The sequence below is a fragment of the Anoxybacillus sp. ST70 genome (assembly GCF_019553625.1).
GTDB classification, from domain to species: domain Bacteria; phylum Bacillota; class Bacilli; order Bacillales; family Anoxybacillaceae; genus Anoxybacillus; species Anoxybacillus gonensis.
This window is the reverse complement of sequence record NZ_JAHZOF010000020.1, coordinates 1-14,045: the sequence shown is the minus strand read 5'-3', so window position 1 is coordinate 14,045 and position 14,045 is coordinate 1. Positions and strand designations below refer to the sequence as shown.

At 40.3% G+C, this 14,045-nt stretch carries 13 protein-coding genes, 1 tRNA gene, 3 rRNA genes and 2 riboswitches; of the genes, 13 read left to right on the top strand and 4 right to left on the bottom strand.

All coding sequences use genetic code 11. From position 1 onward, the window contains the following. From K1I43_RS15050 to tsaD, 7 genes are all read left to right on the top strand, one after another. Positions 1-103: ribosomal RNA gene (locus K1I43_RS15050) — 23S ribosomal RNA — on the top strand; the annotation flags it as partial. 347 nt (positions 104-450) lie between these two features. Then, a 5S ribosomal RNA gene (gene rrf, locus K1I43_RS15045) occupies positions 451-567 on the top strand. A gap of 173 nt (positions 568-740) precedes the next feature. Further along, positions 741-817: transfer RNA gene (locus tag K1I43_RS15040), tRNA-Met, on the top strand. 152 nt (positions 818-969) lie between these two features. After that, positions 970-1,443, top strand: coding sequence for a tRNA (adenosine(37)-N6)-threonylcarbamoyltransferase complex ATPase subunit type 1 TsaE (tsaE, locus tag K1I43_RS15035; protein WP_019418130.1), 474 nt, complete (start codon positions 970-972; stop codon positions 1,441-1,443). Then, a complete protein-coding gene (tsaB, locus tag K1I43_RS15030) occupies positions 1,424-2,122 on the top strand; it encodes a tRNA (adenosine(37)-N6)-threonylcarbamoyltransferase complex dimerization subunit type 1 TsaB (RefSeq protein WP_009362631.1) in 699 nt (232 codons plus the stop codon). Before tsaE ends, tsaB begins: the two co-directional genes overlap by 20 nt. A gap of 3 nt (positions 2,123-2,125) precedes the next feature. Then, on the top strand, positions 2,126-2,569 hold the full coding sequence (gene rimI, locus K1I43_RS15025) for a ribosomal protein S18-alanine N-acetyltransferase (RefSeq protein WP_009362632.1): 444 nt from the start codon (positions 2,126-2,128) through the stop codon (positions 2,567-2,569). Next, positions 2,566-3,579, top strand: coding sequence for a tRNA (adenosine(37)-N6)-threonylcarbamoyltransferase complex transferase subunit TsaD (gene tsaD, locus K1I43_RS15020; RefSeq protein ID WP_033383542.1), 1,014 nt, complete (start codon positions 2,566-2,568; stop codon positions 3,577-3,579). The genes rimI and tsaD overlap by 4 nt, the downstream gene beginning before the upstream one ends. Before the next feature lie 247 nt (positions 3,580-3,826). On the opposite strand, the gene K1I43_RS15015 is transcribed toward tsaD, so the two are convergent. Continuing rightward, positions 3,827-5,722 carry an ABC-F family ATP-binding cassette domain-containing protein gene (locus tag K1I43_RS15015; protein ID WP_136260469.1) on the bottom strand — a complete coding sequence of 632 codons (1,896 nt, stop codon included), beginning with the start codon at positions 5,720-5,722 and terminating at the stop codon, positions 3,827-3,829. 227 nt (positions 5,723-5,949) lie between these two features. Here K1I43_RS15015 and K1I43_RS15010 point away from each other — a divergent pair, with 227 nt between their 5' ends. After that, complete coding sequence (locus K1I43_RS15010; RefSeq protein WP_009362635.1) at positions 5,950-6,585, top strand: redox-sensing transcriptional repressor Rex; 636 nt, start codon at positions 5,950-5,952, stop codon at positions 6,583-6,585. 9 nt (positions 6,586-6,594) lie between these two features. On the opposite strand, the gene K1I43_RS15005 is transcribed toward K1I43_RS15010, so the two are convergent. Beyond that, positions 6,595-6,768 (bottom strand): YdiK family protein, encoded by a 174-nt coding sequence (locus K1I43_RS15005; RefSeq protein WP_009362636.1) that lies wholly within the window; start codon positions 6,766-6,768, stop codon positions 6,595-6,597. Then, positions 6,765-7,502, bottom strand: a complete 738-nt coding sequence (locus K1I43_RS15000) for a CPBP family intramembrane glutamic endopeptidase (protein ID WP_009362637.1) — start codon at positions 7,500-7,502, stop codon at positions 6,765-6,767. The genes K1I43_RS15005 and K1I43_RS15000 overlap by 4 nt, the downstream gene beginning before the upstream one ends. A 225-nt stretch (positions 7,503-7,727) precedes the next feature. On the opposite strand from K1I43_RS15000, the gene groES reads away from it, so the two are divergent. Continuing rightward, entirely contained in the window at positions 7,728-8,012 is a 285-nt protein-coding gene (gene groES / locus K1I43_RS14995) for a co-chaperone GroES (RefSeq protein ID WP_004888755.1), read from the top strand. Between the two features lie 70 nt (positions 8,013-8,082). After that, positions 8,083-9,699, top strand: coding sequence for a chaperonin GroEL (gene groL / locus K1I43_RS14990; RefSeq protein ID WP_042895864.1), 1,617 nt, complete (start codon positions 8,083-8,085; stop codon positions 9,697-9,699). Here the strand turns inward: groL and K1I43_RS14985 are convergent, their stop codons facing one another. Next, positions 9,700-10,248 (bottom strand): DUF6944 family repetitive protein, encoded by a 549-nt coding sequence (locus K1I43_RS14985; RefSeq protein WP_136260468.1) that lies wholly within the window; start codon positions 10,246-10,248, stop codon positions 9,700-9,702. Positions 10,249-10,374: 126 nt separating this feature from the next. After that, a riboswitch (purine riboswitch) is annotated at positions 10,375-10,476 on the top strand. Between the two features lie 95 nt (positions 10,477-10,571). Here K1I43_RS14985 and guaA point away from each other — a divergent pair. The 3 genes from guaA to K1I43_RS14970 all read left to right on the top strand — a co-directional run. Continuing rightward, on the top strand, positions 10,572-12,092 hold the full coding sequence (guaA, locus tag K1I43_RS14980) for a glutamine-hydrolyzing GMP synthase (RefSeq protein ID WP_136260470.1): 1,521 nt from the start codon (positions 10,572-10,574) through the stop codon (positions 12,090-12,092). A gap of 83 nt (positions 12,093-12,175) precedes the next feature. Next, positions 12,176-12,277: riboswitch (purine riboswitch) on the top strand. Positions 12,278-12,393: 116 nt separating this feature from the next. Continuing rightward, positions 12,394-13,719: an NCS2 family permease gene (locus K1I43_RS14975; protein WP_168707737.1), complete on the top strand. Its 1,326-nt coding sequence runs from the start codon at positions 12,394-12,396 to the stop codon at positions 13,717-13,719. A 261-nt stretch (positions 13,720-13,980) separates the two neighbouring features. Beyond that, positions 13,981-14,045, top strand: a 16S ribosomal RNA gene (locus K1I43_RS14970); the annotation flags it as partial.

The following is a 14,045-nucleotide window of genomic DNA, read 5'->3' as shown; positions in this document are numbered from 1 at the left end:
AAGCGAGTAAGATCCCTTGAAGATGACAAGGTAGATAGGTCCGAGGTGGAAGCGTGGCGACACGTGCAGCTGACGGATACTAATCGATCGAGGACTTAACTAAACACACAAGAAAAGCGTAGGCGACTGTTCAGCCACGAAGAACGCGAAAGGCCTGCGAGGAGGCTGTTGCCGCCACAGCAGGACTGAAGCGGTTCGAGGGGCTAGGAGCCGAAGCTAGACAATAAGAAAAGCGGAGAACGGTTCTTGACGTAGTCAAGAAAACATCCGACGGAGCCAAAAGCTTTTGACGAAGACGTGCGTGCACGTCGAACGGAAAAAGCGAAGGCGTAGGAGGGGGTTAGTTCGAAGCTAGACAATACAACACCTGTTATCTAGTTTTGAAGGAATAAAAAATGCTTGACAACAAAAAATATTCCTTTATAATAACATTTGTCTAAAGCATGTTTGCTCGGTGACGATAGCGGAGAGGTCACACCCGTTCCCATCCCGAACACGGAAGTTAAGCTCTCCAGCGCCGATGGTAGTTGGCGGGACACCGCCTGCGAGAGTAGGACGTTGCCGGGCATTATTGTATTTATCAAGAAAATTAGTTTGATGTTGGGGTGGAGCACGAACGAATCCACATCCTAGAAATTACATCAGCGTACCGCTCGAGTTGCTACTTGATTAAACTTACAGAGAGCGGGACGGCCAATTGTTTCGATGTGTTTCACTAAATATGTTTCTATTCCTATCATCGCGGGGTGGAGCAGCCAGGTAGCTCGTCGGGCTCATAACCCGAAGGTCGCAGGTTCAAATCCTGCCCCCGCAACCAATGAAACGAAACGATATAAGTTTCGTATTTTTTTATGCCTTTTTTGCTTTATGTTTTGTTTTCGTGTACACTTATATGTGTAGCATTTCCTTAGGAGAGCGATCCTAAGGTCTTTTTTGTATGTTGATTTTATTTAATTAGGGGAATGAACGATGAAAACATATGAATATGTATCACATCATCCTGAAGATACGTTCGCATTAGCAATGAAACTTGCTCGGTACGTTCAGCCACAAGACGTTATTACGTTAGAAGGTGATTTAGGAGCAGGAAAAACAACGTTTACGAAAGGACTAGCAAAAGGATTAGGAATTAACCGCAATGTCAGCAGCCCGACTTTTAATATTATTAAACAATACGAAGGGCATCTTCCTTTGTATCATATGGATGTATATCGTTTAGCAGAAAGTGAAGAAGATTTAGGTTTTGATGAATATTTTTTCGGTGATGGTGTAACAGTTGTCGAATGGGCGCATGTCATTGAGCCATATTTACCAACTGAACGTTTACATATTACTATTCACCATGCTGATGGAGAAAGTCGAATTATTCATTTTTCTCCAATTGGTCAACGTTATGAACAGTTATGTAAGGAGATTTTTAGCGATGAAAGTGTTAGCCATTGATACATCGACATTTGTTATGGGGATCGCTGTTGTTGATGGACAAATTGTTAAAGGGGAAATCATTACAAATTTGAAAAAAAATCATTCGATACGAGTCATGCCTGCGATTGAGGCACTGCTTCAAGAATGTGACATGAGTCCAAAAGATCTTGAGCGAATTGTTGTTGCGAAAGGTCCTGGATCATATACAGGTGTTCGCATTGGGGTGACAATTGCTAAAACGCTTGCTTGGACGCTAAATATTCCGCTTGTCGGCGTATCAAGTTTAGAAGTGATGGCAGCAAGCGCAAAATATTTTCAAGGTCTCGTTGTTCCGTTAATGGACGCGCGGCGAGGACAAATTTATACAGGTCTTTACAAAGTGGAAGGAGATTGCGTGCAATCGATCGTAGCTGATCAAGTCATTTTAGCTACAGAGTGGGCAAATGAATTAAAAGCATATAATGAACCGATTTTATTAGTTGGAAACGATAGTTCGCTACATGAAGCAACATTTGTTGAAACGCTAGATCGTGTTCAAGTAGCTCCAGCGACACTTCACAATCCACGTCCAAGTGAGCTCGCGTGGTTAGGAATAAATCGCGAGCCGGAAGACATTCATACATTTGTGCCAAACTATATTCGTTTAGCAGAGGCGGAAGCGAATTGGCTTGCTCGTCAGCAAGAAAGGACGGAATGATAAGTGAATGTTTCTTTTCGGTTTATGACGCTTCAAGATCTCGATCGCATTGTGGAAATCGAACAGCTTTCATTTACGCTCCCATGGAGTCGTTCTTCCTTTTATCAAGAGTTGACAAATAATCGATATGCTCGTTACATTGTGATGGAGCATGATGGACAAATTATTGGTTATTGTGGCATGTGGTTAGTGATGGATGAAGCGCATATTACAAACATTGCGGTGTTGCCGGAATTTCGTGGTAAAAAATTAGGAGAAGCGCTAATGAAACAGGCGATGGCGTTAGCGAGAGAAGAAGGAGCCCAAACGATGACATTGGAAGTGCGGGTGTCGAATACCGTTGCACAATCATTATATCGAAAGCTTGGCTTTTTAAATGGCGGTATTCGTAAGCGATACTATTCAGATAACCAAGAAGATGCATTAGTAATGTGGGTGAAATTATGAGTGAAAAAGATATATTTGTGCTTGGAATTGAGACAAGCTGTGATGAAACAGCAGCTGCCATTGTGAAAAATGGACGTGAAATTGTAGCTAACGTTGTTTCCTCACAAATGGAAAGTCATCAACGATTTGGTGGGGTCGTTCCTGAAATTGCATCGCGTCACCATGTTGAGCAAATCACGCTCGTGTTAGAAGAAACGATGAAGCAGGCAAATATGGATGTTAGCGAAATTGATGCAATTGCGGTAACAGAAGGTCCGGGATTAGTTGGAGCGCTATTGATTGGTGTGAACGCTGCGAAAGCATTAGCTTTTGCGCATCGCATTCCTCTTGTTGGTGTGCATCATATCGCAGGGCATATTTATGCAAATCAACTTGTACAAGAAATGAAATTTCCGCTATTAGCTCTTGTTGTGTCAGGAGGGCATACCGAGCTCATTTATATGAAAGAGCATGGAGTGTTTGAAGTCATTGGTGAGACGCGAGACGATGCGGCTGGGGAAGCGTATGACAAAGTTGCACGCGCGTTACAGTTACCTTATCCGGGAGGTCCTCATATTGATCGTTTGGCCAAACAAGGAAAACCGACCGTTGATTTGCCTCGTGTGTGGTTAGAAGAAGGTTCGTATGATTTTAGTTTTAGTGGATTAAAATCAGCGGTCATTAATACGTTGCACAATGCAAAACAGCGTGGAGAAACAATTTTGCCTGAAGATATGGCAGCAAGTTTTCAGACAAGTGTTGTTGAAGTATTAGTAGGAAAAACGATACAAGCAGCTGCGCATTACGACGTGAAACAAATATTGCTAGCTGGTGGTGTCGCAGCAAATGAAGGATTGCGCACACAATTACAAAAACAAGTTGAGCAATTACCAGAGGTAGAACTTGTCATTCCGCCATTGTCCCTTTGTACAGATAATGCGGCGATGATTGCGGCAGCTGGGACAGTATTATTTCAACAAGGAAAGCGCGCGACCATGGCGTTAAATGCGAATCCAAGTCTACTGTTGTAGTCCGTGTCCCTGTGAACAGGGGCATTTTTTTGTGGATTATTTTATCCATATGTTTGTGGATAATGTGGAAAACGTGTAATATATGTTATTTTATCATAACGAGTTAACCACAAAGAAATAGACAAATTTTTTAATTGTATTGTGGATAATGTGGAAAAGTGCGTGAATAACTTATATTTAGATGTTTTTTCTGTGGATATGTTTGTGTAAAAAGATGAGCTAGTCCACAAATGGAGCTAGCTCATCATTATTGTTGTAAAAGTTCCCATTGTTCGAATAATTCATCGAATTTTTGTTTCAGTTGTTCAATTTTCGCTTGTGTATCTCGGGCTTTTTCATAGTCGTTGTAGCAGGAAGGATCATATAATTGTTGTTCATACGTTGCAATTTGTTGCTCGAGTTGTTCCATTTCTATTTCTAGCTGCTCTATTTTTCGTTTTCGTTGTCTCTCTAATTTTTTTCGTTCTTTTTCTTCTTCATATGAGCGTTTTAGTGACGATGATTCGTCCGTTGTTGTCTCTTGAGCGATTTGTCCAAGTTCGAGTAGCTCTGCTTTTTTCGCCACGTAATAATCGTAGTCCCCTAAATATTCAATGAGACCGTCTGTGGATAACTCGTATATTTTTGTTGCGATTTTGTTAATAAAATAACGGTCGTGAGAAACGAAGATAATTGTTCCTGGGTATTCAATAAGCGCTTGTTCTAGCACTTCTTTGCTGTCTAAATCTAAATGGTTTGTCGGTTCGTCTAACACTAATACGTTGGCTTTTTTCATCATTAGTTTGGCGAGAGCGAGCCGGGCTTTTTCACCGCCGCTTAATGTTTGCACTGGCTTCAATACATCGTCACCAGAAAATAAAAAGTTTCCGAGAATCGTGCGAATTTCTTTTTCCGTCTTTAATCGATCTTCATCCCATAGTTCATCGATGACACGTTTGTTCGATGTTAATTGAGCTTGTTCTTGATCGTAATACCCAATTTGTACATTTGTTCCGTAGCGTAGTTCCCCATGTTTTACAGGGAGTTGCTTAATGATCGTTTTTAAAAGAGTCGATTTTCCAATTCCATTTGGCCCAATAAGTGCGATGCTATCACCGCGAGTGACACGAAATGAGAGGTTTGTTGCGATGATTTGATCATAACCAATGGCTAAATTGGTAGCTGTTAATACGTCATTTCCGCTTGGGCGTTCAATTTCGAAGCGAAACGATGCCGATTTTTCATCACCGAGCGGCTTTTCAATGATATTCATTTTTTCTAGTTGTTTTCTTCTGCTTTGAGCTCGCTTTGTTGTCGATGCACGGGCAATATTTCGTTGAATAAAATCTTTCAATTTTGAAATTTCTTCTTGTTGTTTTTCGTACAGTTTCAATTGTTGTTCAAATTGTTCCGCCCGTTGCTGTAAATAACTTGTATAGTTTCCAGCGTATTTTTTTATTTTTGTGCGTGATAATTCATACACTTGTGTCACGATTTGGTCAAGAAAATAGCGATCGTGTGAGACGATAAGAATGGCCCCATCATAATTTTTTAAATATTGTTCAAGCCATTGCAATGTTTCCATATCTAAATGGTTTGTTGGTTCGTCTAAAATCAACAAATCTGGTTTAGCTAGAAGCAGTTTGCCGAGCGCTAGCCGCGTTCGCTGTCCACCGCTTAACGTGGATACTTTTGTTGTGTAGTCATACTGAGAAAAGCGGAGGCCATGAAGCACAGAACGAATATCGGCTTCATATTGATAGCCACCTTTTTCTTTAAATTCCGTTTGTAAACGGTCGTAATGCTCAAGTAAGCGCTCATAGTCGGCACCGTGCAAGCTCATTTGTTGTTCTAGGTCACGCAATTGTTTTTCCATTTGTTGAAGCGGGGCAAACACATCGAGCATTTCTTCCCAAATGGAGCGATGGGCGTGCAAACCAGTATATTGATCTAAGTAGCCAATTGTTACGTGTTTCGGTTTAATCACTTCCCCTGTGTCATATGACAATTGGCCGGCAATGATTTTTAATAATGTCGATTTTCCTGCACCATTTCTTCCAACTAACGCGATACGGTCTTTTTCTTGTATTTCAAGCTTAATGTCTGATAAAACTTGTTCCGCCCCATATGATTTGGATAGTTGATTTACTTGTAAAATGATCATCATTTTTCACCTCAATCTTCTTTTGATAGTGTAACGTACTTTCTTGATGTTCGGCAACACTAGTGTGCGAATAACAAATTTGACAAAAATAATAATAAAGGGTACAAAGGAAAGACAGAATGAAAAAAATAGTGTATAGTTTAAAAGTGGGGAGAACTTTTCAGACGTATAGGAGAGAAAAATGAAAGCGCTAACTATTTGTGAAAGGAAATGTGGGGGATTGACTCGTGAATAATGAACAACCAAAAATTCCGCAGGCGACCGCAAAGCGACTACCGTTGTATTATCGTTTTTTGAAAAACTTGCATGCATCAGGAAAGCAGCGTGTATCTTCAGCGGAGTTAAGTGAAGCCGTAAAAGTCGATTCAGCAACGATTCGCCGTGATTTTTCATACTTTGGTGCGCTTGGAAAAAAAGGATACGGTTATAATGTAAATTATTTGCTGTCGTTTTTCAGAAAAACGTTGGATCAAGATGAAACGACAGAAGTAGCGTTGTTCGGTGTCGGTAATTTAGGTACGGCATTTTTAAATTACAATTTTAGCAAAAACAATAATACGAAAATTGTGATGGCATTCGATGTAGATCCAGATAAAGTAGGAACGGAAGTAGGAGGAGTGCCTGTTTATCATTTAGATGAATTGGAAGAAAAACTAGGTGGGATTACGGTAGCCATTTTAACCGTTCCAGCCCAAGTTGCCCAACCGATTACCGATCGGCTTGTCCAAAAAGGCATTAAAGGGATTTTAAACTTCACGCCTGCTCGTCTGCATGTACCTGAACACATTCGTGTTCATCATATTGATTTAGCGGTCGAATTGCAGTCACTTGTTTACTTTTTAAAACATTACGGAAATGAGTAAACCTCCCATTTACGAGCGGGAGGTTTTTTTCAATAAAGAACGAATAGCGGTGCCAAAATCTAATGTAGCAATAAGAATAAATAGCATCGTTGTGACGTCCCAAATGCCATCGTCAGCACTATCAACAGCAAAATAAGTGAATAAAATGCCCATCAAAAAGTAAAACAACGGCTCAGACTTCATGAAAACAGCCTCCAAATCACGAATTGCATTTGTTCTGCTTCTTTCATTATCTTTTCAATTTCTTCAGCAAATAACGTTTGAATAGCAACGACAAATGTATTCATCAGTACATGTGCTGCAATAGGGACGAGAATACGCTTTGTTTTCACATATAAGAAAGCAAATACAAATCCCATCGTTGCATAAAGAAGCAAATGTTCAAACTCTAAATGAACGACAGCAAATAAAAGGGAACTGACAGTTGCTGATAAGAAAAAGTTATATTTTTGATACAGCGTTCCAAAAATAATTTTTCGAAAAATGATTTCTTCTAAAATCGGTCCGACGATCGAAGTGACGAGCATAAGCGCTGGTGTTAGTTTCACCATCTCAACAATGCGTCTCGTATTTTCGGACCCCATCTCGACGCCAAATACGTGCATCTCAATATTTGCTGCGATGCCTTGAGCGAAAAGGGCAAGAAAGAACCCGCCAATTCCCCAAAAAATTGACGTTCCGATAGATGCTTGATGGCGATCGTACGAGTATTTCATATCTTCTCTCATGAAATAAAGAACGAAAAGAAAAGCGATCGAGAAGCTAATGACAGCCCAATAACCTGAGGCAATGGATAGAGCGACTTCTTTATTTGATGCGTCAACAAATCCGCTATGTGCAAGCAAAGGAACGCCAATTAAACTAGATAACTGCATGGCGATGTATGTAATAATGACATACCAATATTGCTTTTTCACGTGTTCAACCCCTTTTGACAAAATGAGTACTTTTTCATTTTACCATATTTTTTGTATGAATTTCGAAAGGAAAGACATAATGAAAAAGGGAAAGATTTAGTGAAAAATTTTTAACTTCCTACTTGCAAAATTGAAAAAAGTTCATTAATATAATAAGTGTGTTAGCACTCAATGATGATGAGTGCTAATAACGGAACGAAAATCTAATTAAGGAGGTCGTTTGCCGTGTTGAAGCCACTAGGTGATCGTATTGTCATTGAATTAATTCAAACTGAAGAAAAAACAGCGAGCGGAATTGTTTTACCAGACACAGCGAAAGAAAAACCACAAGAAGGAAAAGTTGTTGCAGTTGGTTCAGGTCGCGTTCTTGACAATGGTGAGCGCGTAGCTCCAGAAGTAAGCGTTGGTGACCGCATCATCTTCTCAAAATATGCGGGTACAGAAGTAAAATATGATGGAAAAGAATACTTAATCTTACGTGAAAGCGACATTTTAGCTGTGATTGGTTAATCGTTCGCCTGATAACATATAAAGCATACAAAAATACTTAACAAAAATTATCATCAAGGGGGTAAGATGTATGGCAAAAGAAATTAAATTCAGCGAAGAAGCTCGTCGTGCGATGTTACGCGGTGTAGATAAATTAGCTGATGCAGTAAAAGTAACATTAGGTCCAAAAGGTCGTAACGTTGTATTAGAGAAAAAATTTGGTTCTCCATTAATTACAAATGACGGTGTAACAATCGCAAAAGAAATCGAATTAGAAGATCCGTTTGAAAATATGGGTGCGAAGCTTGTTGCGGAAGTAGCAAGCAAAACAAACGATGTTGCTGGTGACGGTACAACAACAGCGACTGTATTAGCGCAAGCGATGATTCGTGAAGGATTGAAAAACGTAACAGCTGGTGCGAACCCAATGGGTATTCGCAAAGGTATTGAAAAAGCTGTTGCTGTTGCAGTAGAAGAATTAAAAGCAATCTCTAAACCAATTGAAGGCAAAGACTCAATCGCTCAAGTTGCAGCGATTTCTGCGGCTGACGAAGAAGTTGGTCAATTAATCGCAGAAGCAATGGAACGCGTTGGAAAAGACGGCGTAATTACATTAGAAGAGTCTAAAGGCTTCACAACAGAATTAGATGTTGTGGAAGGTATGCAATTTGACCGTGGTTATGTATCTCCATACATGATTACGGATTCTGACAAAATGGAAGCTGTATTAGAAAATCCATACATCTTAATTACAGATAAAAAAGTTTCAAGCATTCAAGAACTTCTTCCTGTATTAGAACAAGTTGTTCAACAAGGTAAACCATTATTAATCATTGCTGAAGATGTAGAAGGCGAAGCGCTTGCAACATTAGTTGTAAACAAACTTCGCGGTACATTCACAGCAGTTGCAGTAAAAGCGCCTGGCTTCGGTGACCGTCGTAAAGCGATGCTTCAAGATATCGCGATCTTAACAGGCGGTGAAGTCATCACAGAAGAATTAGGTCGTGAATTGAAATCAACAACAATTGCTTCACTTGGTCGTGCAGCGAAAGTTGTTGTAACAAAAGAACATACAACAATTGTTGGTGGCGCTGGTCTTGCAGAAGACATTCAAGCACGCATCAACCAAATCCGCGCTCAATTAGAAGAAACAACTTCTGAATTTGACCGTGAAAAATTACAAGAACGCTTAGCAAAATTAGCTGGTGGCGTTGCGGTTATTAAAGTCGGTGCTGCAACTGAAACTGAATTGAAAGAGCGCAAATTACGCATTGAAGACGCATTGAACGCAACACGTGCGGCAGTTGAAGAAGGTATCGTTGCCGGCGGTGGTACAGCGTTAATGAACGTATACAGCAAAGTTGCGGCTATTGAAGCGGAAGGCGACGAAGCAACTGGTGTGAAAATCGTTCTTCGTGCGATCGAAGAGCCAGTTCGTCAAATCGCACAAAACGCTGGTTTAGAAGGCTCTGTCATCGTAGAGCGCTTAAAAACAGAAAAACCTGGCGTTGGCTTCAACGCAGCAACTGGCGAGTGGGTTGACATGATCGAAGCGGGTATTGTTGACCCAACAAAAGTTACTCGTTCTGCGCTTCAAAACGCAGCATCTGTTGCCGCTATGTTCTTAACAACAGAAGCAGTCGTTGCGGATAAGCCAGAAGAAAATAAAGGCACACCTGGCATGCCTGACATGGGCGGCATGATGTAATCATACAAAGACTACCCCATTGGAAGAGGGGTAGTCTTTTCTTTCTAGTTGACTTAAAAAACAAAGAATAGATCCAATAGCTTGAACCCATGATCCAACGATGCCGAGCGACTGTCCTTCGGTTTTATTTCCTCTTTCTTCATATATACCGCCGATGGCCTGCAAGGCGTTGCCGATCGCTTGAAGTAAATTTCCGATTGGGTTTAGTGCGGATGAATGTTTATCCCCCCAATCATCTGAAAACGAAATAAGTCCCCCTAAGGACTGCAACCAGTTTCCTGTAATTTCTAATCTATTTCCCTCTTTGTTTAGTAGTCCAGCGATAACGGTGATGTTCCCGATAGCTTGAATTTCGTTTCCATATACACCTAATGTATCGGATGTTTCAGCATCTGCCTCTAGGGCGTTTCCTGTTGCTTGCAGCACGTTTCCCCATAAATCAAGAGCAAACTGTTTTTTATCGCTTAAAGAAGGGATGCTTCCGACGGCCGAAGTGACAGTACCTACCGCTTGAATAAATGAACCGATCAGCGCTTTCGGTTGATTCATGTGCATTCTCCTACAATTTTTTGTTCATATATCATATGCAAGCTACATATCGTTGTCAATTGTTAGAAAATTTAATAAAAAAGATGGCATCTTGACCGATGAGGAATAGAGTTGGTAGAATGGACTAAAATTTAAGATGCGCACCTTCGTATATCCTCGATAATATGGTTCGAGAGTCTCTACCGGGACACCGTAAATGACCCGACTACGAAGGCAGTGTTCTATATTGCTAGAATTCTGCCTTCGTTTTTTTATGCGGGGGTATGAATGCTAGCTTTTTTTATTATATGTAGATGGGGTGATTTTGTTTGAGTCAGCAGGAAATGATCGTCGTTTTAGATTTCGGGAGTCAGTATAATCAGTTAATTACACGCCGTATTCGTGAGTTTGGTGTGTACAGTGAGCTGCATCCACATACGATTACAGCGGAGCAAATTCAACAAATGAACGTAAAAGGAATTGTCTTTTCAGGTGGCCCAAATAGTGTATATGACGAACAAGCATTTACGTGCGATCCGGCCATTTTTGAGTTAGGCATTCCGATTTTAGGCATTTGTTATGGAATGCAGTTAATGACGCATCATTTAGGTGGAAAAGTGGAAAAAGCGACCCACCGAGAATATGGAAAAGCAACGATTGCGGTGCAACGCGTCTCTCGACTGTTTAGTGACTTACCGACAGAACAAATTGTTTGGATGAGTCATGGGGATTTAGTGACAAAAACACCGGAAGGGTTCACTGTTGATGCAACAAGCCCATCTTGCCCAATTGCCGCGATGAGTGATGAAACGAGAAAGTTTTACGCCGTTCAGTTTCATCCAGAAGTGCGCCATTCCGTATATGGAAATGAGTTATTAAAACGATTTGTGTTTCATGTTTGTGAGTGCAAAGGCGACTGGACAATGGGAAGTTTTATCGATCACGAAGTTCGTAAAATTCGTGAGCTTGTCGGTGATAAAAAAGTACTTTGCGCTTTAAGTGGCGGTGTTGATTCATCGGTAGCAGCTGTTCTCGTCCATCGTGCTATTGGTGATCAGTTGACGTGTATTTTTGTGGATCACGGCTTACTTCGCAAAGGAGAAGCGGAAAGCGTTATGAAAACGTTCCGTGAAGGCTTCCATATGAACGTCATTAAAGTAGACGCAAAAGAGCGGTTTTTAAATAAATTAAAAGGTGTAAGTGACCCGGAGCAAAAACGGAAAATTATCGGGAATGAGTTTATTTACGTGTTTGACGATGAAGCAGCAAAGTTGGATGGCATTGAGTTTTTAGTACAAGGTACACTTTACACGGATATTATTGAGAGCGGAACGGCAACAGCTCAAACCATTAAATCACATCATAATGTCGGCGGCTTACCTGAAGATATGAAATTTAAATTAATTGAGCCGCTAAACACGCTGTTTAAAGATGAAGTACGTGCTCTTGGTACAGAATTAGGGATTCCGGATGAGATCGTATGGCGTCAGCCGTTCCCAGGACCAGGACTTGGTATTCGGGTGTTAGGTGAAGTGACAGAAGAAAAGTTAAATATCGTTCGTGAATCGGATGCCATTTTGCGTGAAGAAATTAAAAAAGCAGGTCTTGATCGTGATATTTGGCAATACTTTACCGTCCTCCCTGACATTCGTAGCGTGGGAGTGATGGGAGATGCTCGTACGTACGATTATACGGTCGGTATTCGTGCAGTGACATCAATTGATGGCATGACAGCAGACTGGGCACGTATTCCTTGGGATGTGCTTGAAGTCATTTCAACGCGTATTGTTAATGAAGTACCTCACGTCAACCGCGTTGTGTATGATATTACAAGCAAACCACCAGCAACGATCGAATGGGAGTAAAAAACGAACAAAAAGTTTTTTTATATAAAAAATGTTCGTTTTTTATCTTGACTTTGTCGGATGTGCTTGATAGAATGTATGTGTAAAATAAATAGAGGATACATCGTATAATCTCGAGAATATGGCTCGAGAGTCTCTACCAAGCTACCGTAAATAGCTTGACTACGATGTGTAATGTGGGGAGAGGAATCTGATTGGTTCCTCTCTATGTTCTGTGCATTATGCATCATAGTCAACGCTTCTGGTAGTTTGCTAGAAGCGTTTTTCTTTTTATTAACAACATATGGAGGGACTGAAATTGATTAAGAAGTATTTCCAATTTGATGAGCTTGGTACAAATTATAAGAGAGAGATTATTGCAGGCTTAACGACGTTTTTATCTATGGCTTACATTTTATTTGTTAATCCGTCTATTTTGTCGTTAAGTGCGGTGCCAGATTTACCAAATGAAATGAGAATGGATCAAGGGGCTGTATTTACCGCAACAGCGATTGCGGCCGCTGTTGGATCGCTATTAATGGGGGTAATAGCACGTTATCCTATTGCACTTGCTCCGGGGATGGGATTAAATGCTTTCTTTGCTTTCACTGTTGTATTGACGATGGGCATTCCTTGGCAAACAGCATTATCTGGTGTTTTAATGTCTGGACTTATTTTTATTTTACTAACATTAAGTGGTATACGTGAAAAAATTATTAACTCGATCCCAGAAGACTTAAAATATGCGGTTGGAGCAGGGATTGGATTATTCATTACGTTTATCGGATTCCAAAACGCAGGCATTATTGTAAATAACGATGCGGTTCTCGTAGGATTAGGGCATTTGACAAATGGAAATACATTATTGGCGATCTTCGGTGTAATTGTTACCGTTATTTTAATGGTTTGTGGTGTCAACGGTGGAATTTTCATTGGCATGGTCGTTACTGCGATTGTGGGAATGATTACGGGATTAATTGATGTGCCGACAAAGGTAGTAGGTTCTGTACCAAGCCTTGCACCTACGTTTGGAGTAGCGTTTGAACATTTCGATCAAATTTTTAATATAAAAATGTTGGCGGTTGTGTTAACATTCTTGTTCGTCGATTTCTTTGATACAGCAGGAACATTAGTTGCTGTGGCGAATCAAGCAGGTTTATTAAAAGAAAATAAATTGCCACGGGCAGGAAAAGCACTTTTTGCGGATTCTTGTGCAACGGTAGTCGGGGCAATTTTAGGTACGTCAACTACTACATCGTACATTGAGTCATCAGCTGGAGTAGCAGCAGGTGGGCGCACAGGTTTTGCTTCTGTTGTAACAGCCATTTTATTTTTGCTTGCCTTGTTCTTTTCTCCATTACTATCTGTTGTAACAGCACCTGTTACAGCGCCAGCATTAATTATTGTCGGTGTACTTATGGTATCATCTCTTGGGAAAATTGAGTGGAATCGTTTTGAAATTGCTGTTCCTTCATTTTTAACGTTAATTGCAATGCCTTTAACATATAGTATTGCAACAGGAATTGCGATCGGGTTTATTTTCTATCCAATTACAATGATTGCAAAAGGTAAAGGGAAAGAAGTTCACCCAATTATGTATGGTTTATTCGTTATTTTCATTCTATACTTTGCGTTTTTAGTTGAGTAATTATATATTCATGAGGGTTGTAGGGCTTGGATCATAAATTCCAAGCCTTATTTTTTTTAAAAAACAGTTGACGAGGTATGTTGTTTTTGATAATATACTTATTGCTGATTGAAACAAGTAACTTATGAAAAAAAGAAAAAACAAAAAAGTGTTGACAAGAAAAATCGTAAATGTTATATTGAAAAGGTCGCTTCAAAAGCGACAAGATGTTCCTTGAAAACTGAACGAAGCGAAAAGCGTACAGAAGCTAAGGATAACTTTTCTATGGAGAGTTTGATCCTGGCTCAGGACGAACGCTGGCGGCGTGCCTAATACATGCAAGTCGA

What these genes read in the sequence shown, in the direction of transcription:
- tsaE (WP_019418130.1), top strand. Translation starts at nt 970, where the DNA reads ATGAAAACATATGAATATGTATCACATCATCCTGAAGATACGTTCGCA.
- tsaB (WP_009362631.1), top strand. Translation starts at nt 1,424, where the DNA reads ATGAAAGTGTTAGCCATTGATACATCGACATTTGTTATGGGGATCGCT.
- tsaD (WP_033383542.1), top strand. Translation starts at nt 2,566, where the DNA reads ATGAGTGAAAAAGATATATTTGTGCTTGGAATTGAGACAAGCTGTGAT.
- K1I43_RS15015 (WP_136260469.1), bottom strand. Translation starts at nt 5,722, where the DNA reads ATGATCATTTTACAAGTAAATCAACTATCCAAATCATATGGGGCGGAA.
- K1I43_RS15005 (WP_009362636.1), bottom strand. Translation starts at nt 6,768, where the DNA reads ATGAAGTCTGAGCCGTTGTTTTACTTTTTGATGGGCATTTTATTCACT.
- groL (WP_042895864.1), top strand. Translation starts at nt 8,083, where the DNA reads ATGGCAAAAGAAATTAAATTCAGCGAAGAAGCTCGTCGTGCGATGTTA.
- K1I43_RS14985 (WP_136260468.1), bottom strand. Translation starts at nt 10,248, where the DNA reads ATGAATCAACCGAAAGCGCTGATCGGTTCATTTATTCAAGCGGTAGGT.
- guaA (WP_136260470.1), top strand. Translation starts at nt 10,572, where the DNA reads ATGATCGTCGTTTTAGATTTCGGGAGTCAGTATAATCAGTTAATTACA.